This window comes from Streptomyces sp. NPDC053427 (assembly GCF_044544985.1).
Lineage (GTDB): Bacteria > Actinomycetota > Actinomycetes > Streptomycetales > Streptomycetaceae > Streptomyces.
Genome location: NZ_JBITYA010000013.1, coordinates 179,962 through 191,430, shown reverse-complemented (window position 1 = coordinate 191,430; position 11,469 = coordinate 179,962). Strand labels below are relative to the sequence as shown.

The window sequence follows — 11,469 nt, the reverse complement described above, 5'->3', positions numbered from 1 at the left end:
GATCAGGGGTTGGGGGTGGTGGGACCGGGCGCGTCGGCGGCGTGGCTGGCCAGGACGCCGGTGCGCTTGCGCTGGACGAACCAGTAGTAGGCGAAGCCGCCGAGCGCCACGACGCCGATGAACAGGAAGGCGCCCCAGCGCAGGTACCAGTGCTGCGGGCCGGTGGCGTTGTAGACCGCGGCGCGCGGCCAGGCGAGGTTGAGGGACATGGCGGCGCCCCACAGAACGGCACAGACGTTCACCGGCAGGCCGAACTTCCCCAGCGAGAACTTTCCCTCCGCCGGCTTCCATCTGCCGCGCAGCCGCTGGATCAGCATCGGCAGGGTGACCAGCAGATACGCCAGATAGATCATGATGATCGCGATGCTGGTGATCACCGAGAAGATCTGCGGCTGGTTGACGTTGATCAGGAGGATGCCGACCGCAACCAGACCGATGATGACGGCCGGCAGCACCGGCGTCTGGAAGCGCGGGCTGACCTTGGCGAGCCGCGCGGCGGCGGGCAGATTGTTGTCCCGGGCCATCGCATACGCCAGCCGGATGCTGGCGGTGTGCACCGCCAGCTCGCAGACCGTGATGGCGATGACCACACACCACAGCACGATCTGCCCGATGGTCGAGCCCAGCGTGGACAGCACCACGAACTGCAGCCCGTCCACCGCCAGCTCCTTGGAATGCAGATCGGGCACGGCCAGCAGCGCGAAGAGCAGGATCAGCCCGCCGATGAAGAACGACGCCACCAGGGCGCGCAGGATCGCCCGGGGCGCATTGCGGCCCGGGTCCTTGGACTCCTCGCCGAGCGATGAGGCCGTATCGAAGCCGTACATCACATACGCCGAGGCCAGAGAAGCGGTCAGGAACGCGCCGAAGTAGCCCCACTCCTGGTCGGCGCCCAGGCCGAAGGTCTCGGTCAGCGCATCGCTGGGAGCGCGGGTGATGTGGGCGGCGAGCAGAATGATCAGCACGATGGCGGCGATCAGCTCGATCGCCACACCGGCGGAGTTGATCCGGGCCATCAGCTTCACACCGAAGGCGTTGACCAGGGTGGTGAAGGCGACCAGTACGGTGCCGAGCAGTACGGCATTGGCCGCCGCATCGGTCTTGCCGGTGCCGTCGCCGATGAACTGGAACCACGACGAGATCTGCGGCAGCGTCACCTGATAGGCCAGCGCCACGGCGGACAGCGAGACCATGCTGGCCGTCAGCATCATCCAGCCGCCCAGCCAGCCGACATGGGGACCGCCCAGCTGCTTCGCCCAGTTGTAGATCGAGCCCGCCACCGGGTAGCGGGCGGCGAGCTCACAGAAACACAGCGCCACCATCAGCTGGCCGACGAAGACCATCGGCCACGACCACCAGTACGCGGGACCGCCGTGGCTGATGCCGAAGTAGAAGAGCTGGAAGGTGCCGGTGAGGATGGAGATATAGCTGATGCCGGCGGCGAAGGTGTGGAAGTTGCCCAGGGTGCGCTTGAGTTCGGGCTTGTATCCGAGTTCGGTGAGCGAGTCGTCGTCGTGCGCACCGTCGGCATCGGTGCCGGGCCGCACCGACTCGCGGCCGGGACCGGACTCTGCGCCGGGTCCGGTCACTCGAACCACCTCTGCGGACGCGGCGCCGTATTACGCCACACGTGCTTGGCCTCCTGATACTCGGACAACCCCGCCGGCCCCAGCTCCCGCCCCACACCGGACTGCTTCATCCCGCCCCACTCGGCCTGCGGCACATACGGATGGAAGTCATTGATCCAGACGGTTCCGGCGCGCAGCCGGGCCGCCACCCGGTGGGCACGCTCGCTGTTCTGCGTCCACACCGCCCCGGCCAGGCCGTACACGGTGTCATTGGCGAGCGAGACCGCCTCGTCCTCGTCCCGGAACCGCTCCACGGTCAGCACCGGGCCGAACGATTCATCGCGGATGACGGACATGTCCGGGGTGCATTCGTCCAGCACCGTCGGCAGGTAGTAGAAGCCGTCCGCCAGCGCCGGGTCGTCCGGTGCGGACCCGCCGCACAGCAGGACGGCGCCCTCGTCCAGCCCCGCCGCCACATACGCCGCCACCTTCGCGCGGTGCGCGGCGGAGATCAGCGGGCCGGTGCGGGCAGCCTCGTCGAACGGTCCGCCGAGCCGGATCCGCTGGGCGCGGGAGACCAGCTCGTCGACGAACGCATCATGCAGATCGTCCTGGACGAGCAGCCGGGCGCCCGCCGAACACACCTGCCCGGAGTGCAGAAAGACCGCCATCAGCGCGTAATCGACGGCGGCGTCGAAATCGGCGTCGGCGAAGACGATGTTCGGATTCTTGCCGCCCAGCTCCAGGGCGATCTTCTTCACGGTGGGCGCGGCCGCGGCCATGATGCGGCGGCCGGTGACCAGCCCGCCGGTGAACGACACCATGTCCACCCGCGGGTCCTCCGTCAGCGGCGCGCCGACCAGCGGACCGGTGCCCAGGACCAGATTGGCGGCGCCGGGCGGCAGCCCCGCCTCGGTCAGCAGCCGCATCAGATGAATGGCGGTGTGAGGGGTCAGCTCACTCGGCTTCAGGACGAACGTATTGCCGGTGACCAGCGCCGGAGCGACCTTCCAGGCCGTCTGAAGGAGGGGATAGTTCCACGGGGTGATCAGCGCGCAGACCCCGACCGGCTCGTGCCGCACGGTGCTGTCCGTCTCCGCCGCGCCCGTGTCGACGACCCGGTCCGTGCCGCCGGCCGCGCCCAGGTTGCCGAAGTAGCGGAAGCAGTTGGCGATGTCGTCCATGTCGTACGCGCTCTCCACCAGCCGCTTGCCGGTGTCCAGGGACTCCGCCCTGGCCAGCGCGTCCTTGTCGCGCTCCAGCAGCTCGGCGACGCGGAGCACCAGCCGGCCCCGCTCGGCCGCCGGCGTCCGCGGCCAGGGCCCGTCGTCGAAGGCCAACCGGGCGGCGCCGATGGCCGCGGCGGCGTCCTTCGGCCCGCCTTCGTCGACGGTCGCGACCAGCTTGCCGTCCGCCGGGCAGCGGATCTCCCGCACCTGCCCGTCGGCCGCTGCGGTCCACTGACCGCCGATGAACAGCTCCGGCATGGTCGTGCCTCCGGTCGGTGACGATCCTTGCGTGACGTATCCCTGCGTGATCTGGCCCTGCGCGATGTATCCGTACGTGATGATCTCTGTACCGAGGGTAGGACGGCCGGGGCGGGTCCGCACGGTACGCGGGGCCGGGGGCGTGTGGCCGGCGGCCGAGGCGGGACAATCGAGGTATGCCTGCCCAGGAACATCAGCGCCGCCGCATCGGCCCCGCCCGGTACCCGGTCCCCGATGCCGCGACCTATCTGGCGGGCGGCTGGCGCATCGACCGCTCCGTGTACGACCTGCGGTCCGATGTCGAGGGCAGGTTCCGCGGGACGGCCCACTTCCGGCCCGACGCGGCCGGAGCCGGACTCCTGCACATCGAGGAGGGCGAGCTGACCTGGGGCGGTGCCGTGCACCAGGCCCACCGGACGCTGCGCCTGACCCCGCTGCCGGACGGCACCGCCGCGATCTCCTTCGCCGACGGCCGCCCCTTCCACGACCTGGACCTGCGGACCGGCCGCTGGACCGCCGTACATCCCTGCGCACAGGACCGCTACGAGGGGATCTTCACCGTCGTCGCGGCCGACGAATGGCATCTGGAGTGGCGCGTCGGCGGCCCGGCGAAGACCCAGCTGCTGCGGTCGGTCTACCGGCGCCGGGACGCCTAGGGCGCTTCACTGTCCGTACGGCCTCACTGCCCGTACGGCGAACAGCAACGGCACGATCGGCTCCGACTCCGGCAGCCGCCACCAGCCGTTCTCGGCCGGCACCATCGCCTCGAACCGTTTCCAGGGCAGCAGCTCCGTCTCCCGTACCAGCTCGACCGTCAGACCGGCGGCGACGACCGCGGAGACGACCTCGCCGAGGCCGTGCCGCCACTCATAGCTGGTCGTCGCGCCGTGTACGGGCGGGCCGTCGGTGTAGGTGTGCGCGGTATCGCTGCGGAGCGGGCCGCGGCCCGCCAAGTAGTCGTGACGGAGCAGGAGGTGCTGCCCGTCGGGGCCGGGCGTCGGGCCGAGGGCGTTGAGCAGCGGGTGGAACTCCACGAGGTAGAACGTTCCGCCCGGCCGCAGCAGCGAGCGGACGGTTTCCGCCCAGGGGGTCAGGTCCGGCAGGTAGCACAGGGCTCCTTTGCCGGTGTAGACCACGTCGAAGCGGCGGTCGCCGACCGCCCGCACGGCGTCGTGGACGTCCGACTCGATGAACTCCACGTCCCGGCCCGCCCGCTGCGCGAGGTCGCGGGCGGCCGCGACGGATGCGGCGGAGAAGTCCAGGCCGACGGTGTGCGCGGCGCCCCGCTCCGCGAAGGCGGCCGTCTCGGTGCCCAGGTGACACTGCAGATGCAGGACATCCCGCCCCGCCAGATCGCCGAGATCCGCCCACTCGAACGGTGCGAACCAGTCCTCCGCGGTCCGCGAACCGTCCAGGCCGTAGAACGCGCTGGCCACATGGACCGGCGTGCGCGCGTCCCAGTTCGCCCGGTTGGCCAGCACCATCTCCGCCACGGTCGGCGGCGCGCCGCCCGCCGCCGACGCCGTTCCGTGCGTCGGCTCGCTCTGCTCTGTGGTCATCCACCCCTCCTACCCACGTGCGAACACCATCCGAACGCCGCGTCCGATTTCCGCCAGCACCGCTTCGTCGCCTGCCGCACAGTGGGAGGGTGATGAGCGATGGCAGCAAGTACGAGGCGGTGTGCAGCCGCGACGCGCGGTTCGACGGCGACTTCTTCTTCGCGGTCGCCACGACCGGGATCTACTGCCGGCCGAGCTGCCCGGCCACCACCCCCAAGCAGAAGAACGTCCGCTTCTTCCCGACCGCGGCCGCGGCGCAGGGCTCCGGCTTCCGGGCCTGCCGCCGCTGCCGTCCGGACGCGGTGCCCGGCTCCGCCGAATGGAACGTACGGGCCGATATGGTCGGCCGCGCCATGCGGCTGATCGGCGACGGCGTCGTCGACCGCGAGGGAGTGGCCGGACTCGCCCAGCGGCTCGGCTACAGCGCCCGCCAGGTCCAGCGCCAGCTGAACGCCGAACTCGGCGCCGGCCCGGTGGCCTTGGCCCGCGCCCAGCGCTCCCACACCGCGCGGATACTGCTCCAGACCACCCCCCTTCCGATCGCCGAGATCGCCTTCGCCGCCGGATTCGCCAGCGTGCGGCAGTTCAACGACACCATCCGGGAGATCTACGCCCTCACGCCCACTGCGCTGCGCGCCGCCCGGCCCGGCAAGGCCGCGCGGTTCGGGCCCGTGGCCCAGCAGGCCGGCGCCGGCGGCATACCGCTGCGCCTCGCCTTCCGCGGGCCCTACGCCGCCGCCGAGGTCTTCGACTACCTCGAACGCCGCGCGCTGACCGGCGTCGAGGAGATGCTCGGCGAGCGCGGCACCCGCACCTACCGCCGTACCCTGCGGCTGCCCAACGGCACCGGCATCGCCGAGGTCGACGAGCGGCCGGGCGGCGGCGCGCCGCTCCCCGAGACCGGCGGCGGCTGGCTGGAATGCCGGCTGCACCTGAGCGAACTGCGCGATCTGACCACCGCCACCCAGCGGATGCGCCGCCTCCTGGACCTGGACGCCGACCCGTACGCGGTCGCCGACCACCTCAGCCAGGACCCACTGCTCGGCACGCTCGTGGCGCAGCGCCGCGGGCTGCGCTCGCCGGGCACCTGCGACGGCCATGAGCTCGCCGTACGCGCCGTGCTCGGCCAGCAGGTGTCGGTGCCGGCCGGCCGCAAGCTCGGCAACGCCGCCGTCGCCGCCTACGGCGAACCCCTCACCGAGTCCAGCGGCGGCCTCACGCATCTCTTCCCCGCCTGCGCGGACCTCGCCGGGGCCGCCCTGACGGAGCTGGGGATGCCCGACTCCCGCCGCGCGACCCTGCGCACCCTCGCCGCCGCGCTCGCCGACGGCACCGTGCCGCTGGATGCCGGGGCCGACCGCGACCAGGCCGAGAAGGAGCTGCTGAACCTCCGCGGCATCGGTCCCTGGACGGCCGGGTACATCCGGATGCGCGCCCTCGGCGACCCGGACGTGCTGCTGGAGGGCGATGTCGCGGTGCTCGCCGGGATGCGTCACTCCGGTGCGCGGATGGCCGATGCCGACGCCTGGCGCCCCTGGCGCTCGTACGCCATGCACCACTTCTGGAACGCCGCGGCCCCGAACGGCACGTCCTCGGCGCGCACCGCCTGAAGCGGAAATGCGACGTCCGAAATCCGCCAGCAATGCACCGGGCGACGCACCAGGATGAGACGTACGGACGCGGAATTGCGTCGAGCACACCAACAGTCGAGCACATCGACAAGAGGAAGGAACGGACCGATGACGGTCTACACCACCATCGACAGCCCGCTGGGTGAACTGCTGCTGGTCGGCGAGAAGTCCGACACGGCCACCGGCGGCACGGCGCTCGCCTCGCTCTCCCTGCCCGGCCAGAAGGGCGGCGCCACAGTCCAGGACGGCTGGACCGAGGACACGCCCGCCTTCGCGGAGATCGCCGCCCAGCTCACCGCCTACTTCGCGGGGAAGCGCACCCGCTTCGACATCGAGTACGTCACCGGCGGCTCCGACTTCCAGCGGCGGGTCTGGACCGCCCTGGACGACATCCCCTACGGCAAGACCTTCAGCTACGGCGAGATCGCCGCGCAGATCGGCGCCTCGCGGGCGGCGGTGCGCGCGGTCGGCACGGCCATCGGGCGCAACCCGCTGCTGGTCGTACGCCCCTGCCACCGCGTGATCGGCGCCAACGGCTCGCTCACCGGCTACGCCGGCGGACTCGAGCGCAAGCAGCAGCTGCTCCAGCTCGAAGGCGTCACCCCGGCGGCCTGACCGCACCCCCTCCCGGAGACCCCATATGACCACCAAGAACGCCACCGCTCAGGCCGAGCGTCGGATCGCCGCCGCCGACTGGGATGCCCTGGCCGGTGAGCTGGACGCCTACGGCGGCGCGCTCACCCCGCAGCTCCTCACCCCCGCACAGTGCGCCGACATCGCCGCGCTCTACGAGAAGGAGGAGCTGTTCCGCACCACCATCGACATGGCCCGCTACCGCTTCGGCTCCGGCCAGTACCGCTACTTCCACCACGAGCTTCCGGAGCCGGTCGCCGCCCTGCGCGCCGCGTTCTACCCGCATCTGCTCACCATCGCCCGCGACTGGGCCGCCCGGCTCGGCCGCCCCGCGCCCTGGCCGGACACCCTGGAGGAATGGCTCGACAGATGCCACGAAGCGGGCCAGGACCGCTCCGCGCAGATCCTGCTGCGCTACGAGGCCGGCGACTGGAACGCCCTGCACCGCGACGTCTTCGGCGACATGCTCTTCCCGCTCCAGGTCGTCATCGGCCTGGACGAGCACGGCACCGACTACACCGGCGGCGAGTTCCTGCTCGTCGAACAGCGCCCGCGGGCGCAGTCACGCGGCACCACCCAGGTGCTCCAGCAGGGCCACGGCCTGATCTTCACCACCCGCGACCGCCCGGTGGCCACCAAGCGCGGCTGGTCGGCGGGCGCCATGCGACACGGCGTGAGCACCGTCCGCTCCGGCCGCCGGCACGCCCTCGGGCTGGTCTTCCACGACGCCGCCTGATGAGCATCCACGCACCGGACGACGGGCCGGCCGGCGACGGCCTGATATACGCGCCCGCTTCGCCGCTCATCGGCGCCGCCGACCTGGCCGAGTCCCTCGCCGAGTACGGTGACCTGCCCCGGCCCGCCCCGCACACCACCGCCGAACTCGCCGCCATCATCGGCCTGTTGGCCCGCCCCAAGGCCCGGATCGAGACCGTCACGATCGGCCACAGCCGCGATGCCGCCTCCCGTGCCGCCGCCGACGCCTTCACCGCCGCCTGGCAGGCCCGCGGCGGCACGGTCCTCGCCGCCGTCGACTGGCCCGAGTCCGCCGCCTCCTGGCTGCGCCCGGCCAAGCGGCTGACCGCCGAACAGCCGGACGCCTGGGTCATCGCCGCCGCCCCGATCGGCTTCGCCCAGCTCGCCCGCCGCCTGCGGCACAGCACCGACTGGGACCCGGCCCGCACCGTCGCCTTCGCCGCTCTCCAGGACTCCCGGCTGCCCGCCCTGACCGGCCCCGACACGCTCCACGGCCTGCGCGGCGCGACCGCCGGCGGCGGCACCTGGGAGGTGAGCCACCGCTGGGTCACCTCCTATCCGCCCGCGGCGGCGGACGGGTAGCGGGCCATCGCCGCCACCCTCCCCTCGGACAGGGTCGCCAGCCGCGGCGCCCGCCCCACGAGCGCCGCGTCCTCGGTGGCCACCACGCAGGTCAGCCGCCGCTCGCCCCATACCCGTACGAACAACTCCGCGATCTCCGCCCGCGCTGCCGCATCCAGTCCGGCCGTCGGCCGATCCGCGAGCAGTACGGTGGGCCGCTTCACCAGCGCCCGAGCCAGCGCCACCCGCTGCCGCGCCCCGGCAGCCAACTCCTCGGCCGCTACGTCCAGTTGCTTGTCCATGCCGACCTCGCGCAAGGCCTCGCCCGCCAGCTCCCAGCGGTCGGCGGGCCGCAGCCGCAGGGGGAGCAGGGCGCCCGCCACGTTCTGCCGCGCGGTGAAGCCGGGCGTGAGGCCGCCGCCGCTGGGCACCGTACCGATGGACTCCGTCCGGATGCGCGCGAGCCGGCACTCCGTCAGGGTCGCCAGGTCCGTGCCGTCGAGTTCGACGCTGCCCCGGGTGGGCCGCTCCAGCCCGCCCAGGATCCGCAGCAGCGTCGACTTGCCCGATCCCGCCGCCCCTTGGACGACCAGCGCGCCACCGTCCTCGACACAGAGCCCGATCCCGTCCAGCGCCCGCACCACGCCCCCGCCGCTTCGATAGCACTTGGTCACGCCGGTCAGGTGGTACACGCTGCACTCTCCTACGGTCCGCCGGCCGGGGTACGCGGCGGGGCGACGGTCCCCGGCGACGATAGGGAGGCGGGGTGACCGGGCGATAAGCGCGCGATGAGAGGGCCATGAGAAACCGGCCCGAAAGCGACGGCGGGGACCGGCCACGACGCCCCCGGCCATGGCGCGAAACGGCAGCTGAACGTCCTTTATTCGCACACCTGTTGCCTGCAACAACTGCCGTCCCGTAGGTATGTTGGTCGCCGCACGGCGTAGTCGTTCCGATACGGACCGGCGCGTCGATGCGGTATGGCCGGTGACTGTCGAAGCGACGGGAAAGTGTGGAATGAGCCAAGAAACGCAACCGCAGTCCAGCGCCGTCGATGCCAGTATCCCGAGCGTGGCGCGGATGTACGACTACTACCTCGGCGGCAAGGACAACTACGCCGTCGACCGCGAGGCGTGCGACGAACTGAGCAAGGTCGTGCCGAGCACGCAGGTGCTGGCGATCAACAACCGGCGCTTTCTGCAGCGCGTGGTCCGCTGGCTGGCCCGCGAACACGGCATCCGCCAGTTCGTGGACCACGGCTCAGGCCTGCCGACCCAGGACAACGTCCACCAGGTCGCGCAGCAAATCGACCCGGAGTCCCGGGTGGTGTACGTCGACAACGACCCCATCGTGCTGGCGCACGGTCGCGCGCTGCTGGAGGAGAACGCCAACACCGCCGTCATCCAGGCGGACATGCGCGATACCGACGGCATTTTCAACAGCCCCGAGGTCAAGCGACTGATCGACTTCGACCAGCCGGTGGCCGCGCTGTTCGTCTCCGTGCTCCACTGCATCCCGGACTCCGACGACCCCGGCGGCCTGATCAAGCGGGTCGCCGACCGGCTGGTGCCCGGCAGCTTCCTGGTGGTGTGCCAGCTGGTCAGCGAGGACGCCGCGACCCGCGACTTCGTCACGAAGTTCATGGACGAGAGCACCCAGGGCCAGTGGGGCCGGGTACGGCAGGCGCATGAGCTGACGGCGTTCCTGGACGGGCTGGAGATCCAGGAGCCGGGCCTGGTGGAGGTCTCCACCTGGATGCCGGACGCGGACCTCGGTCCCAAGCAGCTCACCAAGGAATGGATCGAGTTCGGGGGAGTGGCCCGCAAGGTGTAGCGGGCGCCGCACCCCGGCGCAGCGGAGAGGCGGGACCCTGAAAGCCAAGGGTCCCGCCTCTCCGCGTCCTACCTAAGGGGCCGTCAGCTTCCCTGCTCCATCAGCCGGTCCAGCATCGCCAGCGAGTCCCGCGGCGACTCGGACTGTGCGCTGAGCCGGTCCATCACGGCGAGGTAGTGGTCGACGTCGTCGCGCTTGTCCAGGTAGAGCGCGCTGGTCAGCTGCTCCAGGTAGACGATGTCCGGCAGATCCGGCTCCAGGAACCGCAGGATCGTGATCGGACCCCCGGCCGCCGCCAGACCGCCCAGACTGAACGGCGCGACCTGCAGCGTCACGTTCGGCAGCTCCGCCACCGCCCGCAGATGCCGGAGCTGAGCCGCCATCACCTCCGGTCCGCCGAGCGGACGGCGCAGCGATGCCTCGTCGATCACCGCCCACAGCCGCGGCGCGTCCGGCAGGGTCAGCAGCTCCTGACGCTGCACGCGCAGCGCCACCCGCCGTTCGATCTCCTCCGCCGAGGCCCGCGGGTGCCCGAGCTTGGCCACCGCATGCGCGTAGTCCCTGGTCTGCAGCAGACCCGGCACGAACTGGACCTCGTACGTACGGATGACGGACGCGGCCTCCTCCAGCCCGATGTGCGTCTCGAACCAGTTGGGCAGCACATCGCCGTACTGATGCCACCAGCCCGGAGAGCTGGTCCGGCTTGCCAGCTTGAGGAAGTCGGAGCGGTCCGCCTCGTCCGTGACGCCGTAGAGCGTCAGCAGATCCGCGACGTCCCGCTCCTTGCAGCTCACCCGGCCGAGTTCCAGGCGGCTGATCTTCGCATGGGAGCCGCGAATGGCGTCCCCGGCGGCCTCCCGGGTGATGCCCGCCGCCTCACGCAGCCGCCGGAGCTGCGTGCCCAGCACGATCCGCAGGACGGTCGGACCGCCCCGCGGGTGCTCCAGATAGCGCCGCAGAGATGGTTGGCTGCTCGGCTGCGCGGCGATCATGTCGACTCCCCTGAGTGTTCGGGCGAGCGCCCAGTGTCCCATCGGCCGGTGCGGACGTACAGTCATGGCGACTATCCGGCCGACATATGCGCCAGTGACGTCAGCCGCGACCGATCAGATCGTCGAAGTCGCCGTCCTTGGCGCCCTGGACGAAGGCCGCCATCTCGTCGTGGGTGTAGATCAGCGCCGGGCCCGAGGCGAACCGGGAGTTGCGCACCGCGACCCCGCCGTCCGAAAGAACCGCCAGCTCAACGCAGTTGCCGCTGGGATTGCTGCGGCGACTCTTGCGCCACTGGGCGCCTTCGATACCGGTCGCCGGCATGCCATTGGTCACTGACTCCATAACAGCTGCTCCCTTGCTGGAGGCCGTGCCTCCTACCGTTCCGAGCTCGCGATCAGGTTGGCGTGAACGAGCTCCTGAGCGACCGTCCTTACCGATGTAATTGCAG

General features: G+C 71.3%; 12 protein-coding genes. 6 read left to right on the top strand and 6 right to left on the bottom strand.

Annotated features, from left to right (window positions below; translation table 11 throughout):
• Positions 1-2: 2 nt before the first annotated feature.
• Complete coding sequence (locus ACIGWZ_RS32340) at positions 3-1,589, bottom strand: APC family permease (protein ID WP_400070279.1); 1,587 nt, start codon at positions 1,587-1,589, stop codon at positions 3-5.
• Positions 1,586-3,055: an aldehyde dehydrogenase family protein gene (locus ACIGWZ_RS32335; RefSeq protein ID WP_400070278.1), complete on the bottom strand. Its 1,470-nt coding sequence runs from the start codon at positions 3,053-3,055 to the stop codon at positions 1,586-1,588. The genes ACIGWZ_RS32340 and ACIGWZ_RS32335 overlap by 4 nt, the downstream gene beginning before the upstream one ends.
• A 176-nt stretch (positions 3,056-3,231) precedes the next feature.
• On the opposite strand from ACIGWZ_RS32335, the gene ACIGWZ_RS32330 reads away from it, so the two are divergent.
• Entirely contained in the window at positions 3,232-3,711 is a 480-nt protein-coding gene (locus ACIGWZ_RS32330; RefSeq protein WP_400070277.1) for a DUF6314 family protein, read from the top strand.
• A 6-nt stretch (positions 3,712-3,717) separates the two neighbouring features.
• Here the strand turns inward: ACIGWZ_RS32330 and ACIGWZ_RS32325 are convergent, their stop codons facing one another.
• Positions 3,718-4,614: a class I SAM-dependent methyltransferase gene (locus tag ACIGWZ_RS32325; RefSeq protein WP_400070276.1), complete on the bottom strand. Its 897-nt coding sequence runs from the start codon at positions 4,612-4,614 to the stop codon at positions 3,718-3,720.
• Positions 4,615-4,706: 92 nt separating this feature from the next.
• Between ACIGWZ_RS32325 and ACIGWZ_RS32320 the strand changes: the two genes are divergently transcribed.
• The 4 genes from ACIGWZ_RS32320 (at position 4,707) to ACIGWZ_RS32305 (ending at position 8,216) form a co-directional block, all read left to right on the top strand.
• Entirely contained in the window at positions 4,707-6,224 is a 1,518-nt protein-coding gene (locus ACIGWZ_RS32320) for a DNA-3-methyladenine glycosylase 2 family protein (RefSeq protein WP_400070275.1), read from the top strand.
• A 129-nt stretch (positions 6,225-6,353) separates the two neighbouring features.
• On the top strand, positions 6,354-6,860 hold the full coding sequence (locus ACIGWZ_RS32315; protein ID WP_400070274.1) for a methylated-DNA--[protein]-cysteine S-methyltransferase: 507 nt from the start codon (positions 6,354-6,356) through the stop codon (positions 6,858-6,860).
• Between the two features lie 25 nt (positions 6,861-6,885).
• A complete protein-coding gene (locus tag ACIGWZ_RS32310) occupies positions 6,886-7,614 on the top strand; it encodes a 2OG-Fe(II) oxygenase (protein ID WP_400070273.1) in 729 nt (242 codons plus the stop codon).
• On the top strand, positions 7,614-8,216 hold the full coding sequence (locus tag ACIGWZ_RS32305; protein WP_400070272.1) for an ABC transporter substrate-binding protein: 603 nt from the start codon (positions 7,614-7,616) through the stop codon (positions 8,214-8,216). Before ACIGWZ_RS32310 ends, ACIGWZ_RS32305 begins: the two co-directional genes overlap by 1 nt.
• Here the strand turns inward: ACIGWZ_RS32305 and ACIGWZ_RS32300 are convergent.
• The gene (locus tag ACIGWZ_RS32300; RefSeq protein WP_400070271.1) at positions 8,189-8,887 is read right to left on the bottom strand and encodes an ABC transporter ATP-binding protein; all 699 of its coding nucleotides are present in this window, start codon (positions 8,885-8,887) and stop codon (positions 8,189-8,191) included. The genes ACIGWZ_RS32305 and ACIGWZ_RS32300 overlap by 28 nt on opposite strands.
• Positions 8,888-9,212: 325 nt before the next feature.
• Between ACIGWZ_RS32300 and ACIGWZ_RS32295 the strand changes: the two genes are divergently transcribed.
• Positions 9,213-10,028, top strand: coding sequence for an SAM-dependent methyltransferase (locus ACIGWZ_RS32295; RefSeq protein WP_400070270.1), 816 nt, complete (start codon positions 9,213-9,215; stop codon positions 10,026-10,028).
• A gap of 83 nt (positions 10,029-10,111) precedes the next feature.
• Here the strand turns inward: ACIGWZ_RS32295 and ACIGWZ_RS32290 are convergent, their stop codons facing one another.
• Together ACIGWZ_RS32290 and ACIGWZ_RS32285 are read right to left on the bottom strand one after the other, a co-directional pair.
• On the bottom strand, positions 10,112-11,020 hold the full coding sequence (locus ACIGWZ_RS32290) for a helix-turn-helix domain-containing protein (protein ID WP_400070269.1): 909 nt from the start codon (positions 11,018-11,020) through the stop codon (positions 10,112-10,114).
• A 100-nt stretch (positions 11,021-11,120) separates the two neighbouring features.
• Positions 11,121-11,363 carry a DUF397 domain-containing protein gene (locus tag ACIGWZ_RS32285; protein WP_400070268.1) on the bottom strand — a complete coding sequence of 81 codons (243 nt, stop codon included), beginning with the start codon at positions 11,361-11,363 and terminating at the stop codon, positions 11,121-11,123.
• Positions 11,364-11,469: the final 106 nt, after the last annotated feature.